Source organism: Archaeoglobus veneficus SNP6, from assembly GCF_000194625.1.
Lineage (GTDB): Archaea > Halobacteriota > Archaeoglobi > Archaeoglobales > Archaeoglobaceae > Archaeoglobus_C > Archaeoglobus_C veneficus.
On the sequence record NC_015320.1, the window covers coordinates 1,732,958 to 1,754,644 of the forward strand.

A 21,687-nucleotide genomic window follows, 5' to 3' on the forward strand; every position below is an offset into this window, starting at 1 on the left:
TCTCGCTTCCCGCTCTCCATGAAACTTTTACTCATTCACGCTGATTACATCGAGTATGAGACAAAAAAGGCTACCAAGGTAGCCGAACCCTTCGAAGGGAAGGGTGAGAGAGTCGAAGAAGTTCTCGTTGCCTTCACCGCCGTTGAAAAGGGAGACAATGCTGAAGTGGCAAAGGCTGCTGCAAGGGAAATTGAGGAGGTTGCAAGGAAGGTTGGTGCTGAGAGAATAATGATATATCCATATGCTCACTTATCATCGAATCTTTCAAGCCCCGACCTTGCGGTAGAGCTTCTCAAGACAATAGAGAGTAGCATTGAAGGCTTTGAGGTTCACAGAGCTCCCTTCGGCTGGTACAAGGCCTTCAAGATCTCCTGCAAAGGGCACCCGCTCAGCGAGCTGTCAAGGGAGATCAAAGGCGAGGACAGCGAGGTCACTCAGGCTTTAAAGGCCGAAGAAAAGGTAAAGAGCTACTGGTACATCCTGACACCTGATAAAAAGCTTGTAGAAATCGACAAGTTCGACTTCACAGGTTATGATAATCTGAAAAAGTTTGCGAACTATGAGATAGCAAAGAGAAGGGCCGTTGATGCAATTCCACCGCACGTCGAGTACATGAAAAAGCTGCAGCTTGCGGACTACGAGGAGGCGAGCGATTCTGGCCACATGCGCTACTATCCGAAGGGCAGGCTGATAAAGAGCCTTCTTGAAACTTTCGTAACCCAGAAGTGCATTGAATACGGAGCGATGGAGGTTGAAACGCCAATAATGTACAGCAGGGAGCACCCAACGCTCCGCCGTTATTTAGAGCGATTTCCTGCAAGACAGTATATAATAAAGGGTGACAAGAGAGAATTCTTCCTGAGGTTTGCCGCCTGCTTTGGTCAGTTCCTGATGTGCAGCGACGCAACGATTACATACAAGAACCTCCCGCTTCGGATGTACGAGCTGACGAGATACTCCTTCAGGAAAGAGCAGCGCGGTGAACTCGTTGGACTTAGGAGGCTCAGAGCCTTCACGATGCCAGATATGCACACGCTGACCAAGGACATGGAGCAGGCCAAGCAGGAGTTCTTCAATCAGTACAAGCTCAGTGTCGAAACCCTTAAGGAGATAGGGCTCGAACCAGAAGATTACGAGGTTGCCATAAGAGTTACAAAGGACTTCTACAACGAGAACAAGGAGTTCGTACACTCTCTCGTTGATGTGCTCAAGAAGCCCATTCTCGTTGAGATGTGGGACCAGCGCTTCTTCTACTTCGTTTTGAAGTTCGAATTCAACTTTGTTGATGCTCTCGAAAAAGCCTCGGCTCTTTCAACCGTGCAGATCGATGTCGAGAATGCGGAGAGGTACGACATAACGTACGTGAACGAGAAGGGAGAGAAGGAACATCCGTTTATCCTTCACTGTTCCGCAAGCGGTGCGATTGAGCGGTGCATCTACGCGCTGCTCGAAAAGGCATACATGGAGAAGGAGAAGGGCAAACTCCCCATGCTCCCTGTCTGGCTCTCGCCAACACAGGTCAGGATAATTCCCGTATCTGAAAAGTACGTAGACTACGCCATAGAAGTAGCAAAGAAGATGAACGGCGTTAGGGTAGATGTTGACGACAGAGACGAGACTCTCGGAAAGAAGATTAGAGATGCGTCGATGGAATGGATTCCGTACATTGCTGTTGTGGGAGAGAACGAGGTAAATGAGGGCTACCTTACAGTCACAATAAGATCCGAATCGACGCAGAAGGAGCAGAAGCGTGTGAAGATGAGCGTTGAAGAACTTGTGGAGAGAATAAGAATGGAGTGTGAGGGTAAACCATTTAAACCACTTCCCCTCCCAATGCTTCTCTCATCAAGACCCACCTTCAGGTGAAATTGAGGTTAAAAGAATAAATCAGGATGGTGATAGGCTTGACTGACACGATCAAAACCCTGATGCCACTGGCCCTTGGAGGGATTGCGGGAGTACTCTCATATATAGTAACGAGTGGAGGGGGCAACAGAGACCCTGTAGGTATAATAATACTCGTTTTTCTGATATATCTGCACAAGTTTCTTCTTCCAAAGTTTGGCATCAATCCGGAGGGAAAGGACTGGCTCGCAATAAGTTTTCTATCCCTCGCAGCCTGGTACGTCGTCTGGACTTTTCTGCTTAACCTGTAAGTGGTGGCCATGCGCATCGCGGTCGTTGACGCAAAGCGATGCAAGCCGAAGCGATGCAGCCTCGAGTGCGTGAAGTACTGCCCGAAGGTAAGGACTGGAGCCGAGGCCGTCGTAGTCAACGATAAAGCAGTCATATCAGAGGAACTCTGCGTTGGATGCGGAATATGTGTCAAGAAGTGTCCCTTCAAAGCAATATCTATAGTAAACCTGCCTGAAAAACTCGAAGGTAGAGAAGTTCACAGGTACGGCGTTAACGGTTTTGTCCTCTATAACCTGCCCATTCCAAAGAAGGGTTACGTCGTTGGTTTGCTTGGAGCAAACGGCACGGGAAAAAGCACGGCTGTGAAAATACTTTCCGGCCAGCTAAAGCCAAACCTCGGAAAGGAGGAGGCTAGCTGGGAAGAAATATTCGATAGGTTTGCGGGAACTGAGCTTCTCGACTACCTCAAGGCCCTCGCAGACGGAAATGTCAGGACGGCTGTAAAACCCCAGTACATCGAAGCGATACCGAAGGTTTACAAAGGCAAGGCCATCGACCTCCTCAAAAAGGCAGACGAGCTTGGGATTGCTGATGAGCTGATCCAGAAACTGGACCTTGAAAACTCCATTAAAAGAGACGTTTCGGAGCTCAGCGGTGGAGAGCTTCAAAGGCTCGCAATTGCAGCGTGCCTCGCGAAAGACGCGGACTTCTACTTTCTCGACGAGATAACGTCCTACCTCGATATCTACCAGCGAACCACCGCTGCGAAGGTTATAAGGGAGAAGGCAGAGGAGAAGCCCGTGCTTATCGTTGAACACGACATAGCCATCCTCGACATGCTCGCTGACTTCGTCCACATAAGCTACGGCGAACCGGGCGTTTACGGAGTTATAACGAATCCAAAAGGCGTCAGGGTTGGAATTAACCAGTATCTTAGGGGATACCTGCCCGAAGAGAACGTAAGAATAAGGGACAAACCAATCGAGTTTGAAGTTTTCCAGCCAAGAGAGGGCGAGTCGGAGAAGATTCTTCTCGAGTATCCATCCTTCAGGAAGTCGTATCCCGGGTTCACACTCTATGCTGAAGGCGGAGACATAAAGAACGGGGAAGTCCTCGGCGTCGTTGGAGCAAACGCGACTGGAAAATCCACCTTCGTCAAGGTTCTCGCCGGAGTGATTGAGGACGATGAGAAGAAGATCAAGCTCGATCTAAAGGTATCCTATAAGCCCCAGTACGTTAAAGCTGACGTGAGCGTGCCCGTAGGAACATTTTTGAGGGGCATAAATCCAGCCGTTGATTCGTCCTACTACAGAACCGAGTTCCTGAAACCCCTTGGCATAGAGAACCTGCTGGACAGAAATCTCGACGACCTGAGCGGTGGAGAATTACAGCGTGTTGCAATAATAGCATGTTTGCTGAGGGATGCTGACCTCTACCTGCTTGACGAGCCCTCAGCACACCTCGATGTAGAGCAGCGAACAGAGGTTGCAAGGCTCATAAGACGCTTTGCTTTGAATATGGAGAAGAGTGTTCTCGTCGTAGACCATGACATATACTTAATCGACATGATAAGCGACCGTCTGCTTGTTTTCGAAGGGGAACCAGGGAGGAAGGGCGTAGCAAGAAAACCAAGAGGAATGAGAGAAGGAATGAACCTCTTCCTCTCGAATCTCGGTATAACGTTCAGGCGTGACGAAGAAACGAAGAGGCCGAGAGTTAACAAGCTCGGCTCGAGGCTCGACAGGGAGCAGAAGGCGAAGGGTGAATACTACTACTATTTCTGAATTTGTTTGAGGGAGTTGGGTTGATGATGGCAGAACTGTAAAGCAAATACTTTAACTAACCCCTGCAGTCTGGTTTAGCTTGGTAAGCACATCTCCAAGCCTTTCAATAGCTTCACCAAATCCACTCCAGTTACCAGCCTTCGCTTCCTCCATCGCCAGATTGTAAAGATCTATCGATAACCTCGCAAGATCCTGCACGCTTTCATCCTCAATGACTTCGGGCTTGACCTCTTCCTCACCAAATACTGCTATCAGAGCTTCGTCAAGTGTTGGTCTCATCGCCAGCATATCTTTGTAAACAACTATAACGCCTCTGAGCTCTGGAATCTGGGCATTTACAGCTCTCAGATAAATGGGCTCAATGTACAGTATGGAGTTCTCTATAGGGATAACAAGCAAGTTACCCCTGATAACCTTCGATCCAACCTGCCCCCAGAGAGTGAATAACTTTGAGATGTCGGGATCCTGATCGATCTTCGCCTCTATCTGCATAGGGCCATAAATCAGCTGACCTTTCGGAAATTCATACAGCCTTAATTCGCCGTATTCCTCATCACATCTTGCCGCCAACCAGGCAATGATGTTATCCCTTCCTTTCGGCGTGAACGGAAGCATTAACAGGAACTCTGGCTCGCTACTTTCGGGCAGAGTTAGTATAACGTAATAGGGTTCCATCTCTATTCTTTCATCCTCTAAAATCTCCTGCGGGATTACCCATACATCCTCACGGTTGTAGAACGTCTTGGCATCATCCATGTGGAAAGTTGCGTAAATATGTGCTTGAACTTCAAACAGGTCAACTGGATACCTTATGTGGGCTCTCTCTTCTTCACTCATTTTATCTGCTGAAATAAAAAGATCTGGAAACGCTTTCATCAAAACCTTAATAACGGGTTCTTCCTGAATAACGTAGAATTTGAGTGTTCCGTTGTACGTGTCGACAAAAACCTTAACTGGATTTCGAACGTAGTTGAATGTCGGATATTTTGCGGAGTACGGGAACTTGTCGAGTGTTGTATACGAATCGATTATCCAGTACTGCTTTCCATCTATTACAGCTATATAGGGGTCTTTGTCGTACACGAGGAAGGGTGCTATCGTGGATACCCTGTCTATTATATTCCTGTGATACATCAAACTGCTTTCCGTTGTGATATAATCGCTCAGTAGAAACTTGACGTCGCCAAATTTTATCGAGTACATAAGCTTTTTAAAGTACGAATCGAGCTTAACCCCACCAGAACCATTGTAAGTCGTTAGAATATTTCCCTCCCCCAAAGGATAGTCAAATTCCTTCTGCTTGGTTTTAACGATCACGTAATCTGTTGTCAGCTCGCCATAGTAGATTTCAGGGCGTTCAATAGCTATTTTTCCCTTTGGAGGTATGTCCTCAACTATCAGATCTGGCAGACCTTCCCTAGTTATAGAATTTACCGGCGAGGCAACAACACCGTAACCGTGAGTAAATATCAGATGCTTGTTAAGCCATGTTTGTGCTCTCGGCGAAAGTAGATCGGTTGAAAGCTCCCTTGCAGTGATCATAAGCTGTGTGTACCTGCCATCAATGTAGTAACGATCCACATCAACATCGTTTATAAAGTAATAAGTCCTTATCTGCTGCATCTGCCTGTAAACGCTGAGCAGGGGGCGGTGATCCCAGATTCTGATGTTATCAATGGTGCCACGATTTCTTTCAATTGTATCGACGCTGAGATTGTTCTCGGCAGAATAGTACATTTTCTTAACGTCTAGGCCGTAGGCAAACCTCGTGAAGTCTATGCCGTACCGTATGTATTCTTCCTCCTTAACAAGCTCATTTGGTTCAACTTTAAGCTTCTGGACAGCAGCGGGCACTGCAACAATGGAGAGTACTATCACTACTGCCAGAACAATAAAGAGCGCAGATATAGCATCGATGTTTCTTCGGAATCCAAAATAAACACTTATTCCAGCAAAAAGAAGCGATAATGCTGCGATTAACCCCATTGCAGGAAGTCTTACGTGTACATCTGTATAGCCAGCACCCATAACCGCTCCATGTGGAGAAGTTAGCAGATCGAACCTCGCGAAGTAGAAGTATGCTGCTATGAGGATGAAAATGCCAGATAGAAGCAGAGAGATATGAACATACCCCGTTTGAGGGAATACATCCTTGAGCTCATCAAAACTTTTCACCCACCTGAATATGAAAGCGTAGTACGCTGCCGAGATTAAGATGGCAAGTATGAGCAGTGAGAGGGAAAAGGAAAGTACAGTCTGGATGAATGGAAGTTTGAAAACATAGAATGAGACATCGAGTCCAAAAATCGGATCTTTAAGGTTGAAGTCAACCGAGTTCGTGAAGTAAACGTACTGCAGCCACAAGCGAGAAAAGAGCAGGGCTACAAGTAGGGCCAGTGATAGATCCACCCAGAATGGCAATTTAAGGGGTTCGCCAAACTCATAGCTCGCTTTTTGAAGGGCAAAACGGTTGAGGCTGAGCAGGGCAAATGCAACAACAAAAAAGACTGCAAACAGAACAACTTTGTAATACAGCATGGCCATAAAGACGGAATCAAGATTGAGGGACTCAAACCATAGAAGTTCCGTGTAAAGATGTAAGGCGATGCTTAGAGAGACCAAAAGCGCAACGATGATCAGAAATAGTACTATTTTCCTATCTACTGTCGCTTCGAATCGTTTTTTCATCTTTTTTGGTTTATCTTTTACCATATTTATTCTTTTCTGTGTGTTTATATTTTATATTAGAATAATACAGTTACAGTATTCAAATACGTGTTCGCCCCTGCTCGAATATAGTAGTTTCGATTAAAGAGGGCAAAAGAGGCTTTTTGCTGCCATAATACTGTAGAACTACTCTAAGAACTCAATCGATCCAAAAAAACACTACCGCGGATAACTCACCAGAATTCGCCCTTTACCAGACACAATATATTTCTTAGTTTTCGCCGTAACGAATATCGAGCGCCCTTTCAATAACTCTACCACCATGCCACTGCTTGAAAGCTTCACTCCGCCATCGATACACGTTACTATGCTGTATGCTTCATTTTCAACTTCAACATCCCTTCCAGATCTGACTTCGACACAGTCAACTGCAAAAAAGGGCGTATCGATAACTCGGCCATCCTTTTTTCTCTGCCTCAACGCTTCGATGTCGCAGGCCTCAAAATTCATCACTTTTAACGCCTTTTCCAGATGGAGTTCCCTACCTCTGCCAAAATCGTAAACCCTGTAGGTCAAATCCGAGCAAGTCGAAACCTCGAATACAAACCCGTAGCCGATGGCGTGTATCGTGCCAGATGGCACATAGAAGGCTTCCCCTTCTTCAGTCTGAACAACGTTCAGGCATTCGACTATTTCTTCGCTCTCCACTGCTTTTACGAACTCTTCCGGCGTTACACTGCGTTTAAAACCAATCATGAGTAAAGAGTCTGAAAGAGTGAACCAGGCTTCCTCCTTCCCTCCATCTTTCTCCCCAAGCTTTTTAGCATCCCTGTCGGATGGATGAACCTGAACGCTGAGCTGAGAAGCAGCATCTATGAACTTGACGAGGATAGGCCTATACTTACCAAAAATCTCCTTAACGCCAACAAGCTCGCTGAGAGCAACGACTTTTTCCCCAATCCCAACGAAAGATGGTCTTTTCGGGTGGGGTGAGAACTCCCACGACTCGCCTATTCTACCGTTCACTCCCTTAAACAGTGAAAGATTGTTGCCCGCCCAGGGCTTCTCCACAAGATTTTCCTCAACCTGCAGCAAAAAGTCCGGAATTTCCATGTATTATATTCGGATATAAACAAATATATTTCAATCGGCTTCCGTTACATTCTGACGTAACAAAGCCACATAGAACCGCTCCCCCATGTAATTAACGAGTCTGAAAGGCGAAGCTGCAAACTCATTACCAAAGGGCCTGATTAGGCAATCTGAGTTTGAAAGCTTTGATAGAGCAAGAATGTATCTCCATAACTCGGGAGGTGGCCGAATCGCATATACAAGCTCCACCTGCCTGCACAGCTCCAGCAGAAGGTCTGAAGGATTCATAACATCATCGACGATGAACCTCACGCCAGGCGGAGCCTTAACGTGTCTCACGTCAACGGCAGCTACGAGCTTGTCGCCTATCAGCTTCGCGATTTCCCAGTAGTTTCCCACACATACCTCCACGGCTGTGCTGTAGTTCCGGGATATGTAGTCCGCTATTGCCTCTGGCCGCACAGTTTATATTTTCACAGCACCCAGCATAAAAACGTGATCTCAGTAGTGGTGAGAGAGTACTGTGCTTCGGACTACACAGATGTGCTCGAGATAGATAACGAAGCATTCTCTCCGAAAAACCCGGCGTACGATCTATACATCTACCTGACGTACGGCAGCGACATGCTTGTAGCAGACATTGGAGGGAAAATAGTTGGCTACGTAGCACTTATGGAGGTCGGGCTCGAGGCCAAGATAATGTCCATAGCAGTCAAAAAGGCGTTTAGAAATATGGGTATAGGTGGAAAGCTACTCGATGAGGCAATAAAGAAGTGCAAAGAGAGGGGAAAAATAAGGCTGTTCCTTGAAGTTAGAGTGTCTAATTACGTTGCCCAGCATCTGTATAAAAAAAAGGGGTTTGAAATCGTTGATATCATTCCAAACTACTACAACGACGGGGAAGACGCCTATGTAATGGCCCTCAACCTTGCGGGGCAATGATCTCAAGCAGTTCCCGTATCTTAGGGTTTCGGAGAACCTCTTCAGGCGGTGTTTCTTTAAAGATATCAGATATACCTTTGCACAGCGTCAGAATCGCTTTTTTATGCTCTGCTTTGCTCTTATGGATGTGTACAGGCTGTACACCAAGCTCTTCATAGAGTCTAAAGTGGCCGTTTGCAATTCCGGCCTCCTCAAAAAACCTCTTCATGTGGAACAACGTCAAATGCAGAAGTACAAGCTCCTCCTTGTGCATGTTGACCACCCAACTGTTCACTTGGCTAAGTCCGTCATAATCAAAGGAGTAGAAATAATTTTCCTTAAAACCTATACAAGTACATACAGTGACATACATATTGAAGGGAGAAAAGTTAAAGTATTCCTGAACCCCCTATACATCCTAATGAAGCTGCTGCTCAGTCGAAAGGACACCATGCGCCTTCTGATTCTTTCGGAGCTCGTTTTGAATAAGCAGAGCAGTCAGAGAGATATAGCGCGAAAGTTCGGTCTTACACCTCAGGCTATATCCGAGCACTTCAAGGATTTGATTGCGGAAGGTTTTGTTTCTGTCGTACATAAAGGATACTATGAGGTCACAGAGAAGGGTGTGGACTGGCTTACTAAAAATCTTCTTGACCTGTATCTGTTTAGCGAAGAACTCGTAAAAAAGCTATTCTCCCGTTCCATCGTTGCTCTATCAGTCGGAGACATAAAAGAGGGCGATGAAGTACTGTACTGGTTTCAGGACGGATACATCTACGCAAAGCCCGAGAAAGGGGGCAACGGTGTTGCACTCATGTCAGCATCAGATGGAGAGGATATACTTATCAAGGCTACGAGCGGTTTCGAGCCTCCGAAGAAAGGCGAGATAATTGTCGTGAAGGTTCCGGACGTGGGTGAGGGGGGAAGCAGGAAGGTTGAAATCGAGGCTTTCAGACAGCTAATAAAGAGTAGACCAAGGAGCATAGTCGTTGCTATAGGGGTCGAGGCGCTTGTTACATGCAGAAAAGCTGGTGTGGAGCCTATTTTCTTTGGAGCAAAAGACGTGTGTGTCGAAGCAGCCCATCAGGGCAGCGGTGTCATAGTTGCGTGCACGGAGAGCATGCTGAACGATCTGCTGAGGAAGCTGATAGACGAAGAGCTCAGCTTTGAAGTAAAGGAGTTCACATGCTGAGTTCATAGTCTCGAACAATTTGTCCCAATGAGACGGAGTATCAACCAATAACATAGGTAACATATCATGGTTTAAGATATCGCTCCACTATCCAAAAAGTTAAATCCTCGGGCTACTACCTTCCATTTATGAAACAGACTTGTAATGGTGGAATTAGGGAAGTTGGAGTCATGAGAGTGGGAGGTGTTATGTAATGCAAGACACACTGCAGGCTATAATCCCAGACATCGAAGAGAGAACTAAAGAAAAATGGGAATATACATACGAGTTGCAACCTCCACTCAAGCCGAAATTCAAAGTTATCTGTCTAACGTGCTTTCTCAATGAACTTCTCTGGGGAAAAAGTCTTGGAGAACTACTTAGCAAAATTGATGAATTTGAAATGTACTGGAAATCTGCCACCGCTTTTGACAGGGAATATAGCAATCCCAAAGCACATAGATGGAGGATATACATGCATTATAAATGCATGAGATGTTTCGACACTCGAACGTTCGGTGTTCCTGTTTCCAAAGACTATTGGGATTGGCTTAGGCATGAAATTTACGAGAAGACGGGTAAATACAATGTCGTAGTAGAAGCTGCAGAGGTGTATGAGTGAACCTTGGTAGTGGAACTACACTTAATTCCTAAAATCGCCCCACTTGCAGGAACAAAAAATTTAAAAAACGCAAATCTGATTGTTCTGGATTGCAGGTGGAAAGCATGCTAAAGCTGGTCGAGTTAATCCTGACCGCAGAAATCTACAACAGATTCAGTGAGCTGACAGAGGACGACATACCCAAAGAAATCAGGAAGATATTCTACGGTAGAAACGGCATATCGAGGCCTCTCGTTGTGAAGCTCGACGCTGCAAAGCGGATTGGAAACGTCGATGAAGTCCTCAAGTTGCCGTTCATAGACCTGAACACATTCACAAAGCAGTTCGTCGTAACGTCATTCGATGCTGCCGTAAAGTGGTTCGCCTCAAAGGCTGAAGCTGTGGAGCATATAAGAAACAATCCAGTTCTTGCCTACTTCTACCAGAATTACGACTCCCTCAACGTCTCGTACGAAGAGGCAAAGAAAAGGAATGAACCCAAGCACAGCGATAGGGAGTGGCTCAGAAGCGTAATAGCAGAACTCGAAAAGAGTCCTGACACCGCAGAGATGCTTGGCCTCGTTCGCATTTACTCGCCGGAAGACATAAAGGTCGATTTCAGCGACGTGGCCCTTGATTCCGAGCAGATAGAAGAAATCAGGAAAATAGAAGTGGCGATGGAAGAAAGGAGCTACCTGAAGCGTATAGGCCTAACGGACATCGGCAAGCTCCTGTTCATAGGCCCACCCGGAACGGGCAAGACGACGACTGCAAGAGCCCTCAGCAGGAAGCTCTGCGTACCGCTCGTCGAGGTAAAGCTTTCGATGATAACGAGCCAGTACCTCGGCGAGACTTCGAAGAACATAGAGAAGGTTTTCGAGATCGCAAAGAAACTCAACCCCTGCATTCTATTCATCGACGAATTCGATTACGTTGCTAAAACGAGAACGAGCGACGAGCACGCAGCGGTAAAGAGAGCGGTAAACACCCTCCTGAAGTCTATCGACGAGATAAACCTTATAGAAGACGGAGTGATACTCATTGCAGCAACAAACCACCCAAGCCTGCTCGATCCGGCAGTATGGCGAAGATTCGACAAAATTGTTGAATTTCCAGAACCTCCGGAAAGTGTGAGAAAGAAAATCTTCGAACTTGCACTTTCGAAGGTTGAAGGCAGCTACGACATAGACGAGCTCGTCAAGCTAACGGATGGCTTCACCGGAGCAGAAATAAAGCTCGTTGTGAGAGAAGCAGTGCTTAAAGCATTACTGAGAGGAGAGAAGAAGATAACCCAGCAGGATTTGCTTGAAGCGGTGGAAGAAGTCAAGGGAAGGCTCTGCCTGAAGACATCCTACTGAAATGAGGGTCGTACTGCTCGGCACAGGTGATTCCCCAGGCACGCCGGTCATAGGCTGCCACTGCAAAACGTGCGAGAACGCGAGAAAGCATGGCTGGGAGAGAAAACGCTTTTCAGTAATGATTCAGAACAAGGGCAAGACTCTCCTAATAGATACCTCACCCGACATGCGGGCCCAGCTTCTGCGCGCAGACGTTGAGAGGGTCGATGCCGTAATCTGGACGCACTGCCATTACGACCACTTCTCTGGCTTTGGCGATTTTTACAGAGTTCAGAGCAACGTTGTCGTTTACTCATCGCCCGAGGTTCACGAGGACATAGGCAAGTACATGGAGTTCATTAAGTACAAACCGGTTGAAGTTGAAAGCTACGAACCTCTTGACCTCTTTGGCATGAAGGTCACGCTCATTGATGTCAACCATCCACCGCTGCGAAGAAGCCACGGCGTCGTAGTTGAATGCGATGGCTACAAGGTTGCCATCAGTGGAGACACAAACAGAGAAGTGCCCTCAAAAAGCCTCGCGGAGATGTACAATGCAGATCTGTTTATAGTGGAGGCTCTCGCTCCTGAAGGCTACCGCTTCAGAAAGCACATGAATGCAGTGGAAGCGCTATCGCTTGCGAAGAACATAGGGGCGAAAAGAACCGTGCTGACACACCTCGGACACTTCTTTCCTCCCCACAGCCAGGCAGTGAAGAAATATCCCGTCGGCTACGATTTTCAGACGTTCACTTTCGGCGAAGAGGAGAGGCTCGATGAGTTCTTTGGGCCTTGACGTCGGCGGGGCAAACCTGAAGTTCTCGCTCGTGGAAGGAAAGGGTGAGAAAGGAGGTATGGGGGGTATAATCTACTTCCCTATCTGGAAAAATGCTGACAGGCTTGCTAACAGGCTTGCTGAACTGAACGACACCTTAGAGCCGGAGAAGGTCGGCGTGGTAATAACTGCAGAACTTTCTGATGTCTTCAGCAGCAAATCTGAAGGTGTTAAGTTCGTCGAGTCTTCAGTCCTCAAAGCCTTCCCAGACTCCGAAGTTTATTTTCTCAGCGTCGATGGTGTGCTGAGCAGGGAAGCAAACCCTCCTTCAGACTTTGCAGCAAGCAACTGGGTTGCGTCGGTTCTTTTTCTCGCAAAAACCTTCGAGGATTTCCTCTTTGCCGACATGGGCTCAACCACAACAGACCTCATACCGGTGAAGGGAAAAATCCTCGCTGCAAAGACGGATTATGAGAGGTTGAAGAGGGGCGAGCTCATATACATGGGTGTGCTCAGAACTCCCGTGTTTCATGTCCTGCCCCACTTTACTGTCCCTCTCGTCCCAGAGTTTTTTGCCATAACAGGCGATGTTTTCGTCGTTACCGGCGACATCGCTGCTGATGATTACACATGCGAAACTCCCGATGGGAGGGGAAAGGAAGTTAAAAACTGCATGCAGCGCCTCGCAAGACAGCTTTGCTGCGACCTCGAGGAGATTGGAGAAGATTTTGTTACCGAACTTGCCGCAGAAGCAAAGAAGGCAATAATTGAAAAAATCGCAAATGCCATGAGCGGGCTTGCATCCATCCACGGCCTCAACACCGTTGTGGGATGCGGTATAGGGGAGTTTATCCTCCAGCATGCGGCAAAAACTGCCGGGCTGGATTACATATCACTAAGGGAGATGTACGGAGAACGTTCACACTACTTCCCCGCCTACGCAATGGCCCGTCTTGTCGAGGAGTTCGAGCCATGAGGGTCGCCAAGCTCGGGGGGAGCGTGGCCTCGAGACTTTCTGGAATACTGGACGAACTCAAAGCCGGAGGAGACGTGCTCATCGTTCCTGGAGGATGGATATTTGCCGACTCTGTAAGGGAACTGGACGAACAGCGCAGACTTCCGCCTTCAGCGGCACACTGGATGTGCATAGCCGGGATGGAGATGTATGCCCACTACATTTCGTCCTTCGGTGTTAACGCCGTTGAAGACCTCAAGGAAGAAGAGATCAAAGGGCTGTGCGTTCTTCTCCCCTATAAGACCCTCCGCCTTGCAGACGAGTTGCCTCACTCGTGGGACGTTACTTCTGACAGCATAGCAGTCTGGGTTGCCTCAAAGCTCGGCGTTGAAGAGGTTATCAAGATAACGAACGTTGATGGTGTTTACGTTGATGGTGAGTTCGTCGAGCGCGTTGAAGCTTCAGCGCTGATTGGAAAGAAAACGTGTGTGGACAGCTTTGCCCCAAAACTAATGGTTGAGACAGGCATTGACATGTTCGTCTGCAACGGGCTTGTTGAGGGGAGGGTAAAAAATTATATATTGGGAGGAAGAGCCAAAGGCACGCTGATTGAAGGTAAATAGAAGGAAAAGTATGAGGAGGGGGATGGTAATGGACATGCATCACTGTGTCACATGCGGAAATAATCTGTTTGGAACGAACTACGTCGTATTTCCATGTCCGACATGCGGTGAGATGATATACAGGTGTAAAAGGTGCAGAAAGCTTGCAAACCCGTACAAGTGCGAAAACTGTGGATTCATAGGACCATAGAGGTGGTAAAATGGGAAACGTAGTAATGAAGCTCAAAGTTATGCCAACAGGCGTAGATGTCGACCTCGAAGCGATCAAGGAGAAAATACAGGCTGCTGCTCCAGAAAATGTTGAAATAAGGGACGTCGGCATCCAGCCTATAGCCTTCGGTTTGAAGGCCCTGGTCGTTGCTGCGGTTATGCCCGACGAGGGTAACGTGGGCGACGAGTTTGCAGAAAAAATCCAGCAGATTGAGGGCGTTGAGAGCGTTGAAATTGAGTCGGTAGAACTGCTTTAAAATTTATAATGACTCCTATAAAATTCGTCACCCCGCCCATTGCGGCGAACGCATTCCTCCTTAAGGAAGACGGTATTCTGATTGATGCGGGCGGGGATGCCGCATTTCTGCTTAAGGCCATTGAGAAGTACATGGATCCAAAAGATCTGAATTACGTATTTTTAACACATTCCCACTTCGACCATGCAAAGGCTGCGGACGTTGTGCAGAGGATTGGCGCCAAAGTTGTGATGCACTCGAAGGAGTACGAATTTGCCTCACTGAATGCTTCTCCGCTCTACGTACCCGTAAAGCCCGATGTTACCGTCGAAGGTGGAGAGGTTTTCGAGTTCGATAACGTCAGGCTGGAGGTAATACACACTCCCGGCCACACTCCCGGCAGCATATGCCTTTACGAACCTGACCGAAAGTGGCTCTTCAGCGGAGATACAGTCTTCGCTTACGGAGGGTTTGGAAGAGTAGACTTCCCGGGGGGAGATGCAAGGAGTCTCATCGAATCCCTCAAAAAACTCTCGGAACTCGAAGTAAAAAGGCTGTATCCCGGCCACGAGGATGTTGTGGAGGATGGAAAGCACGTTAAAAAGGCGTACGAGATAGCGAGGAGAGTTCTGATTTAACACTGCAGAACAAATTTTAAGATTGCAGTGCATATATCGGCAATGCGAACGATACTAATTATTGCAGCCCTCGATCCCGTCGGAGGGGCTGGAGTTATTGCGGACGTGAAAGCAGCCAAGGTTCTCGGCTTTTATCCCTGCGTTGCGTTAACGGCCATTACGTATCAGAACACGTGCAGAATTACAGGGGTTTTCCAGATGCCAGACGATGTTCTGAGAAGGCAGATAGACTCCGTTGTCGAAGATGTCGAGCTATCAGCGGTGAAGATCGGAGTTTCAAAGGCCTTTGAAGTCCCGGAAGCCGAAGTGAAGGTTCTCGATCCGGTACTGAAGGCTACTGTGGGCTACGAGCTCGGCAGCAAAAAGGATTGCGAAAAGCTTGCAGAACAATGCGATGTTATAACGCCGAACGCATACGAGGCAGAGCAGCTTTCCGGAATCGGTGTTAAATCGATTGAAGATGCGAAGCTTGCAGCAAAGATCATTGCTGGAAAGTTTGGTTGCAGTGTGGTGGTAACGGGAGTGGATGGGGTGGATGTCGCCTACGATAGCAGCAACGATACATTCCACCTCGTTGCAGGAGAGCATACGGGCATGGAGGTGCACGGTACCGGATGTGTTTACTCGACAGCCCTCGCATGTTACCTCGTTGATTTCAGTTTTGAGGAGGCAGCGATTAAGGCAAGGGAGTTCGTTGCCAGCGCAGCCAAGAGAGCTTTGAGAGTTGGAAGGTGTTTGCCTGTCGTGAATCCATGAGAAAAGCTTAAAGCCTCGCAGCCTGACGCATGGTCATGGATGTTGAAAAGTTCGTGGAACAGGCAATACAGGAAATAAGAGAGAAAGTTAAGGACGGTAAAGCGATTATTGCCTTATCCGGAGGTGTTGATAGCTCCGTCTGTACGGTTCTTGCGTACAAAGCTATTGGCGATCGCCTGATTCCAGTTTTTGTCGATACCGGCTTAATGAGGGAAGGTGAACCGGAGAGAGTTAAGGAGATCTTTGGTCACATGAACCTCGTTTTTGTTGACGCTAAAGATGAGTTCTTTGAAGCTCTCAAGGGCGTTACAGATCCTGAAGAGAAGCGCAAGATCGTGGGAGAACTATTCGTAAGAGTTTTCGAGAGGGTTGCTGAGGAGTACAAAGCAGAATACCTGATTCAGGGCACGATTTATCCTGACATCATTGAGAGCATGGGTGGGATAAAGAGCCACCACAACGTTGGAGGCTTTCCGCTTCACTACAAGTTCAAAGACGTGATTGAGCCATTAAGAGAACTCTACAAGGACGAAGTGAGGGAAGTAGCAAGGTATCTCGGCCTGCCCAAGGAGATATCTGAGAGAATGCCCTTCCCGGGGCCAGGACTCGCTGTGAGGGTGTGCGGCGAGGTAACGCCGGAGAAAGTTGAAGTCGTCAGGAAGGCCAATGCAATAGTAGAGGAGGAACTCGAAGAGTATGAGAAGTGGCAGGCTTTCGCTGCACTGATAGGGCAGGCAACGGGCGTTAAGGGAGATATCAGAGTTTACGGTTACATTATAGCAATAAGAGCCGTCGAGTCAAGAGATGGGATGACAGCAGACCCAATAAAAATAGACTACGAGAAGCTGAGGAAGATTGCCCTCAGGATTACCGGCGAAATACCGGAAGTTTCGAGGGTCGTATATGACATAACGCCGAAGCCTCCTGCTACGATTGAATTTGAGTGATTTATGGTCTTGAGCAAAACTATTTATACTAAAAATAACAACCAAAACCATGGGTAGAAAACGCGTCTACGAAGTAGTGAAGCATCTGCCAGCAGAAGAACTCGATAGAAGAATCAAAAGGCTTGAAAAAGACACGAGAGTTCTTAAGAGACTTTACTTCATAAGATACCTCTATAAAGGAATGAACGTTGAAGAAGCCGCCGAACTCGTAGGAATTACCAAAGCAACAGGCTACGCATGGCTAAAAAGGTGGAACTCAAAAGGCTACGAAGGCTTAATTCCGGAATTTGGAGGGGGAAGGCCAGCAAAACTCACGAAGGAGCAGAAAGAGAAACTCAGAGAGATGCTAAAAGAAGGGGATTCGTGGACGACGAAAGAAGTTCAGGAGCTAATTGAAGCTGAGTTTGGAGTTAAGTATTCTTCGTGGCAGGTCAGGAGAATTCTCAGATCTTTTGGCATGAAATACGCTAAACCTTATCAGAAGGATTACAGAAAGCCCGATAACGCTGAGGACACTTTAAAAAAACCTGGATGAAGCTGAGATTGATCAAGACATCCTAGGATTCATTGATGAGATGGCAGTCGAAGCGAATGCAAATACTGCAAGGCTGTGGAGTTTCGGAAAGCCGGTTAAAAGAGTTGCCACGTACGTCAAAGCTAAGGTTTCAGGATTCTATAGCTTGAACGGAGAGAGCGTAATAGAGTTTCCAGAAAGAAACAGGACTGAAGAATTCATAGCATTTCTAAAAAAGATTAGAGAAACAAATCCTGGGAAAAGAATCGTGATCGTTCTCGATAATTTCAGGACGCATCATGCAAAGAAAGTGAGAGAGGAAGCTGAAAAGCTTGATATTGCACTGGTTTATCTCCCTCCCTACTCTCCCGACTTGAATCCGATTGAGAACGTTTGGAAGAGCGTTAAAAGGTTTGTTTCTGAAGTATCTCCGCTGAATATAGAGGAGCTGAAGGAAACGATTTCCAAGGCTTTCAGAAAGTTAACTGAATCAATCTCCTTTGCAACGGCTTGGATTGAGAAGTTCTTGGGAGATAAGTTTAAGATGTTTTGCACCTAACCATAATTGAGAAAATGGAAATTGAATGTCAAAACCCAAAAGAGTCTGAAAGTTAGCTTAAAGCTCAGAAATGTTCAGAGAAAAAGTAACTTGGATCTATTTTTTATTTGTCAAGTAAGGAAGTTCCAGCCTGAGTATATAGCCGACGCAGAGATTATTGTAAAAATTTGGACATATATTTAGATAATAAGCTAACATTTTTTGGTCTTGAACTTTCCCTATTAGAGGGAAAAATCTTCTAAAAACTTTCCTTCTAATAGAGATACATATGCAAGAGTTCTAACTTACGGCGAGGAAAAGAGAGAAGTTGTAGATTACGGAATTCTGTTTCGTATGGAAGATGAGGCCGTGAGATTGTCAACAACGCAAAAAAGAATTCGTTGATAAGATTATTGAGGGCGTTATAATGGAAATTAGGGGTAAAAGGAGTGGATAATAAACAGTTCTACAGTTCTTCTTTATCTGTCAAAGTATTTAAAAGTCAAAAATACTTAACGATACACATCCAGACATCATCAGTGAGAGGGGATGCAAGGATTCTCTGAGCTTCATTCAGTTCTGAGACATCGGTATAGAAGAAGTTAGAGGAGAAGTGCAAACAAAAAAGCTTATCACGAGATCATTTTAATAGCTCTCTCAGTTCAGCTGTTTCTCCCCTGTTTTCGATGATTCCCCTATCGTTTGTCCAGATAGAATCCCAAGCTTTAATGCCAAAGCAATGAATGGTGAGTCTTTCTCGTCGAACTTGCATATGTTATAAGCTTTTTGCATGACATCGATGTAAAACTCCCTCGGCATAATCTTTATGAAAGAAAAGGCGAGGAACATAGCTTCTTCAAACGTGTCAGATTTGTCTCTGAGCTTTTTGCTGTGCCTTCTGAACTCGTAAATTATTTCTTCTGGAGCGTAAAGCTCTAGTCTATCATTGAGAAAGAAATCAAGATATGCGCTCTGTTTACCCTTGATTACGAGTGAAAATACGATGCTTGAATCTACAACAGCCCGTATTCTTTCTTCCTCTCCTTCCATACTTCATCTCTCGACTTTTCAAATCTTTCAAGCTCTTTTTCATCAAAATCGAGCTCTGATACTAATTCCCTAAGCCTTTTAGCCTTGTAGTACTTATCCGATAGATTTCTTACTAAGTTTAGCAGCTCTTCCTTAAGTTTAATTTCATCAATCCATTCAGGGATTTCAAGGGTTAGCGTTATTGTTTTTGCCATGTTTAAATTTTTGGTGAGTAATGTTTTAAATGTTTTTAGTAGGATGCTACTTGTTCTAACTCATTCTGCCGGTTATCATGGAATGTTTGGTAGAAATGCCGTAGAAGTTTTCAAGGTTTGAGGAGAGGTTCTGGGAACAGATTTCCTTTTAGGAGTTCTTTTGATTCTGTACGAGCTGGATTAGAGATTTTATGAACTTTTATAATTATATAATATTTATTTCGCTTTTATGCAATCTCCAACAACAAAACTTTATCTTTCGAAAATTTTTTATTTTCAATTTCAATTATCTATCCACACTAAGCCCGCAACTTGGTGAGGATGTATGAGTTCCAAAAACGCTTTACCAGATCCTGCAGATTCCATCTATGCCAACGTACGGTTTGAAGGTTATCTAACACCGGAATTGCTGGAATTTATTAAAAAAGCAGAAAAAAATCGTGAATTTGATGAATCTCCAGGTTATAGAGTTCAGGATGCTATAGAGTCTCTTCAAAAAGGAGAGCCATATGTAACACCAGTGAGTGCGGAGGAAATTCTCGCCACAGGTCTAGTGGGTCTGTACGGAGATGAAAAAAGGTTGAGGTATGCCATAACAAAGTGGCCGATTCTTGGTTTACCGCATATGGAAGGCACTACAGACTCTACTGATAAATTTTTATACATGCATCTCAGAGCAAACGATATGTTCGAGGAAGAAATATGGAATGAGTTACGCGGTGATGTGAAAAAAAGAAAGCAACTTGCGAAGGAATTGAAGGAAAAGTACAGGAATATGGATGAAGAGGAACTCAGAATCATGCCCTTAAAACTTCAAATAGAGAAGTATAAATACAACACATTTCACAATCCCGATAGGCTCGGAAGTGGTGTGTGGCTCATGCCAGAAGAAGCAGGCTATGAGGAAATCCTTGAAAAATGCTATGAGATGGTCAAGAATGGGATCATAGAACTGGAAGTTTTACTTAGAACTTATTGGGGTATAGTTCGTGAGCGTGGTGTTACAGCCCTAAAAATCAAGGAGAAGAGCAACTATGCCAGATGGCACTCCATAGTGGGTAGTGACGGAATTCCAAGCCTGACTTCCGGATGGGCTCACGCAGTCAATAAATATATAGGTCTGCCTGTAATGGTCATCGGTGCCGCGATTCTGGATAATGTACCTCAATTGAGAGATGCCAGCATAGAGTTAACCAAATATCTCCTCAACAATCCATACCCACTCCCAGATTGGGCACCGCATGTGTTACCTTTATCAATAGCAATTCTGGCTGGAGCTGGAGCCCAGATGTATATAGGACAGAAAGCTTTAGAAATGGATTATGAAAGAAGAGAAAAGAGAGAGCAGGATTTTGAGACATGGTGCAGAGAAAACAAGGACATTGTTTACAGAGACATAGAAAGGGTTATCGAGCTTGTGAGAAAATACAGCTAGTTACTTCATGTTCTCAACTGCAGGATTGTGGGGCCACCAGAATGAAGCATCCACACAGCATGCGCAAAGGTATTTGCTACTTCTACTTGCGGGTTCTCTGAAACGATGGAGGAGCTTGAAGGCTGAAAGTTTATTGTCCAGAGAAAAATATAAAGCATCCCACTCAAAGTAATCTCCAAATGAGAATCAACAGATACAAAGAAAAAATCGAGTACATTCTCGAAGCTCTAAACGAAATACCTCCAGAACCTGAAAAGCCTATCGAAATTAGTGGAACTTTTTACAATCTGCTTACGGCCATTGAGGCAGCCATGGACATAGCCGCGATGCTTGTTAAGGATTTGGGAAAGAGGGTTGAGGACGACTATAGCAATATTGACATTTTGGCGGAAATTGGCGTTATAGACAACAAGCTTGCAGAAATGCTGAAAATGTGCAACGGATTGAGGAACTGGTTAGTTCACAGGTACAACAGGATAGACACGAGGCTTGTGCTTGAATCTGTTGAAGAAGTAAGAGAAACCCTGACAAAATACATCGAAAAGGTGGAACGTGTCCTCGATGAGATTGAGTCTTGACCAGATTAAAAAAGATCTTCAACCCCTATCAAAGTACGAAGTTGTTATCTTTGGTTCCTACGTTACGGGAGAATTTAGAAAAGGATCAGACATAGATGTTGCAGTTATTACGAGAATCAGAGACGAAAAGCAGAACTTTGCAATACTCAAGAAACTCATCGGAAAGGTAAAGCCTGTATATGACATCAGAATTTTCGAGCTACTGCCGTTGAAGGTCAAGGCATCAATAATCGAAGATTACATAGTAGTCTTTGGTGATGAACTGGAAATCTCCGAGTACTTCTACTTCTGGAGGAAGTTCTGGGAAGACATAAAACACAGAATAAGTTACCATGACAACTATAAAGAGAAACTGGAGGCAATCGAAAGGGGCAGGAGAATCACGAGGAGATTAAAGTCATTAGAACCCTGACTGCTAACGGATCTGATGACAAAACAACTTCGTTATGGCTTTCGTCGTAGGCAGCAACGCACTCAAACGCTTTGCGAGCAAGCTTTAGCATGAATTTTTTAAATTTTCCAGTGTTAC

25 protein-coding genes are annotated in these 21,687 nt (G+C 45.8%); 19 read left to right on the top strand and 6 right to left on the bottom strand.

Translation table 11 applies throughout. The annotated features are described in order from the left end of the window. The first annotated feature begins 18 nt into the window (after window positions 1–18). The 3 genes from ARCVE_RS09705 to ARCVE_RS09715 are packed head-to-tail and all read left to right on the top strand — an operon-like array spanning window position 19 to window position 3,920. Entirely contained in the window at window positions 19–1,866 is a 1,848-nt protein-coding gene (locus ARCVE_RS09705; RefSeq protein WP_013684598.1) for a threonine--tRNA ligase, read from the top strand. Window positions 1,867–1,895: 29 nt separating this feature from the next. Next, complete coding sequence (locus ARCVE_RS09710; RefSeq protein WP_394295115.1) at window positions 1,896–2,156, top strand: EMC6-like membrane protein; 261 nt, start codon at window positions 1,896–1,898, stop codon at window positions 2,154–2,156. 9 nt (window positions 2,157–2,165) lie between these two features. Next, window positions 2,166–3,920 carry a ribosome biogenesis/translation initiation ATPase RLI gene (locus ARCVE_RS09715; RefSeq protein WP_013684600.1) on the top strand — a complete coding sequence of 585 codons (1,755 nt, stop codon included), beginning with the start codon at window positions 2,166–2,168 and terminating at the stop codon, window positions 3,918–3,920. 51 nt (window positions 3,921–3,971) lie between these two features. Here the strand turns inward: ARCVE_RS09715 and ARCVE_RS09720 are convergent, their stop codons facing one another. From ARCVE_RS09720 to ARCVE_RS09730, 3 genes are all read right to left on the bottom strand, one after another. After that, window positions 3,972–6,608, bottom strand: coding sequence for a UPF0182 family membrane protein (locus ARCVE_RS09720; protein WP_048086292.1), 2,637 nt, complete (start codon window positions 6,606–6,608; stop codon window positions 3,972–3,974). A gap of 198 nt (window positions 6,609–6,806) precedes the next feature. Beyond that, window positions 6,807–7,700, bottom strand: coding sequence for a type I phosphomannose isomerase catalytic subunit (locus ARCVE_RS09725; RefSeq protein WP_013684602.1), 894 nt, complete (start codon window positions 7,698–7,700; stop codon window positions 6,807–6,809). A 30-nt stretch (window positions 7,701–7,730) separates the two neighbouring features. Continuing rightward, window positions 7,731–8,141, bottom strand: coding sequence for a UPF0146 family protein (locus ARCVE_RS09730; RefSeq protein ID WP_013684603.1), 411 nt, complete (start codon window positions 8,139–8,141; stop codon window positions 7,731–7,733). Between the two features lie 33 nt (window positions 8,142–8,174). Between ARCVE_RS09730 and rimI the strand changes: the two genes are divergently transcribed. Then, window positions 8,175–8,621: a ribosomal protein S18-alanine N-acetyltransferase gene (rimI, locus tag ARCVE_RS09735; RefSeq protein WP_013684604.1), complete on the top strand. Its 447-nt coding sequence runs from the start codon at window positions 8,175–8,177 to the stop codon at window positions 8,619–8,621. Here the strand turns inward: rimI and ARCVE_RS09740 are convergent. Continuing rightward, window positions 8,602–8,874, bottom strand: coding sequence for a UPF0058 family protein (locus ARCVE_RS09740; protein WP_013684605.1), 273 nt, complete (start codon window positions 8,872–8,874; stop codon window positions 8,602–8,604). The genes rimI and ARCVE_RS09740 overlap by 20 nt on opposite strands. Window positions 8,875–9,021: 147 nt before the next feature. Here ARCVE_RS09740 and ARCVE_RS09745 point away from each other — a divergent pair, with 147 nt between their 5' ends. The 12 genes from ARCVE_RS09745 to ARCVE_RS11165 all read left to right on the top strand — a co-directional run bounded on the left by ARCVE_RS09745 (window position 9,022) and on the right by ARCVE_RS11165 (window position 17,922). Then, window positions 9,022–9,792: a DUF7839 domain-containing protein gene (locus ARCVE_RS09745; RefSeq protein ID WP_013684606.1), complete on the top strand. Its 771-nt coding sequence runs from the start codon at window positions 9,022–9,024 to the stop codon at window positions 9,790–9,792. A gap of 193 nt (window positions 9,793–9,985) precedes the next feature. Beyond that, entirely contained in the window at window positions 9,986–10,393 is a 408-nt protein-coding gene (locus ARCVE_RS09750) for a hypothetical protein (RefSeq protein ID WP_013684607.1), read from the top strand. A 104-nt stretch (window positions 10,394–10,497) separates the two neighbouring features. Further along, complete coding sequence (locus tag ARCVE_RS09755) at window positions 10,498–11,730, top strand: ATP-binding protein (protein WP_013684608.1); 1,233 nt, start codon at window positions 10,498–10,500, stop codon at window positions 11,728–11,730. 1 nt (window position 11,731) lies between these two features. Further along, complete coding sequence (locus ARCVE_RS09760) at window positions 11,732–12,505, top strand: MBL fold metallo-hydrolase (protein ID WP_013684609.1); 774 nt, start codon at window positions 11,732–11,734, stop codon at window positions 12,503–12,505. Next, window positions 12,486–13,460: a hydantoinase/oxoprolinase family protein gene (locus ARCVE_RS09765; RefSeq protein WP_013684610.1), complete on the top strand. Its 975-nt coding sequence runs from the start codon at window positions 12,486–12,488 to the stop codon at window positions 13,458–13,460. Before ARCVE_RS09760 ends, ARCVE_RS09765 begins: the two co-directional genes overlap by 20 nt. Continuing rightward, a complete protein-coding gene (locus tag ARCVE_RS09770; protein ID WP_013684611.1) occupies window positions 13,457–14,062 on the top strand; it encodes an amino acid kinase family protein in 606 nt (201 codons plus the stop codon). The genes ARCVE_RS09765 and ARCVE_RS09770 overlap by 4 nt, the downstream gene beginning before the upstream one ends. After that, window positions 14,049–14,252 (top strand): zinc finger domain-containing protein, encoded by a 204-nt coding sequence (locus ARCVE_RS09775; protein ID WP_232215800.1) that lies wholly within the window; start codon window positions 14,049–14,051, stop codon window positions 14,250–14,252. Before ARCVE_RS09770 ends, ARCVE_RS09775 begins: the two co-directional genes overlap by 14 nt. 10 nt (window positions 14,253–14,262) lie before the next feature. Next, window positions 14,263–14,529, top strand: a complete 267-nt coding sequence (locus ARCVE_RS09780) for an elongation factor 1-beta (protein ID WP_013684613.1) — start codon at window positions 14,263–14,265, stop codon at window positions 14,527–14,529. An 8-nt stretch (window positions 14,530–14,537) separates the two neighbouring features. Next, complete coding sequence (locus ARCVE_RS09785) at window positions 14,538–15,146, top strand: MBL fold metallo-hydrolase (RefSeq protein ID WP_013684614.1); 609 nt, start codon at window positions 14,538–14,540, stop codon at window positions 15,144–15,146. A gap of 42 nt (window positions 15,147–15,188) precedes the next feature. Beyond that, the gene (thiD, locus tag ARCVE_RS09790; RefSeq protein ID WP_013684615.1) at window positions 15,189–15,902 is read left to right on the top strand and encodes a bifunctional hydroxymethylpyrimidine kinase/phosphomethylpyrimidine kinase; all 714 of its coding nucleotides are present in this window, start codon (window positions 15,189–15,191) and stop codon (window positions 15,900–15,902) included. Between the two features lie 35 nt (window positions 15,903–15,937). Continuing rightward, window positions 15,938–16,849, top strand: a complete 912-nt coding sequence (guaA, locus tag ARCVE_RS09795) for a glutamine-hydrolyzing GMP synthase (RefSeq protein ID WP_013684616.1) — start codon at window positions 15,938–15,940, stop codon at window positions 16,847–16,849. Between the two features lie 49 nt (window positions 16,850–16,898). Next, window positions 16,899–17,922, top strand: a protein-coding gene (locus ARCVE_RS11165) for an IS630 family transposase (RefSeq protein ID WP_156786017.1) whose coding sequence is annotated in 2 segments (ribosomal slippage) — window positions 16,899–17,369 and window positions 17,371–17,922 — 1,023 coding nt in all. Because the reading frame shifts where the segments join, the coding sequence is not laid out codon by codon here. 636 nt (window positions 17,923–18,558) lie between these two features. Here ARCVE_RS11165 and ARCVE_RS09810 read toward each other — a convergent pair. Together ARCVE_RS09810 and ARCVE_RS09815 are read right to left on the bottom strand one after the other, a co-directional pair. Continuing rightward, window positions 18,559–18,951 carry a PIN domain-containing protein gene (locus tag ARCVE_RS09810; RefSeq protein ID WP_013684617.1) on the bottom strand — a complete coding sequence of 131 codons (393 nt, stop codon included), beginning with the start codon at window positions 18,949–18,951 and terminating at the stop codon, window positions 18,559–18,561. Then, window positions 18,915–19,145 (bottom strand): hypothetical protein, encoded by a 231-nt coding sequence (locus ARCVE_RS09815; RefSeq protein ID WP_013684618.1) that lies wholly within the window; start codon window positions 19,143–19,145, stop codon window positions 18,915–18,917. The genes ARCVE_RS09810 and ARCVE_RS09815 overlap by 37 nt, the downstream gene beginning before the upstream one ends. 325 nt (window positions 19,146–19,470) lie before the next feature. Between ARCVE_RS09815 and ARCVE_RS09820 the strand changes: the two genes are divergently transcribed. From ARCVE_RS09820 to ARCVE_RS09830, 3 genes are all read left to right on the top strand, one after another. Continuing rightward, window positions 19,471–20,580 (top strand): hypothetical protein, encoded by a 1,110-nt coding sequence (locus tag ARCVE_RS09820; protein WP_013684619.1) that lies wholly within the window; start codon window positions 19,471–19,473, stop codon window positions 20,578–20,580. Window positions 20,581–20,759: 179 nt separating this feature from the next. After that, the gene (hepT, locus tag ARCVE_RS09825; RefSeq protein ID WP_013684620.1) at window positions 20,760–21,158 is read left to right on the top strand and encodes a type VII toxin-antitoxin system HepT family RNase toxin; all 399 of its coding nucleotides are present in this window, start codon (window positions 20,760–20,762) and stop codon (window positions 21,156–21,158) included. After that, the gene (locus tag ARCVE_RS09830) at window positions 21,142–21,570 is read left to right on the top strand and encodes a nucleotidyltransferase domain-containing protein (RefSeq protein ID WP_013684621.1); all 429 of its coding nucleotides are present in this window, start codon (window positions 21,142–21,144) and stop codon (window positions 21,568–21,570) included. Before hepT ends, ARCVE_RS09830 begins: the two co-directional genes overlap by 17 nt. The last annotated feature ends 117 nt before the right edge of the window (window positions 21,571–21,687 follow it).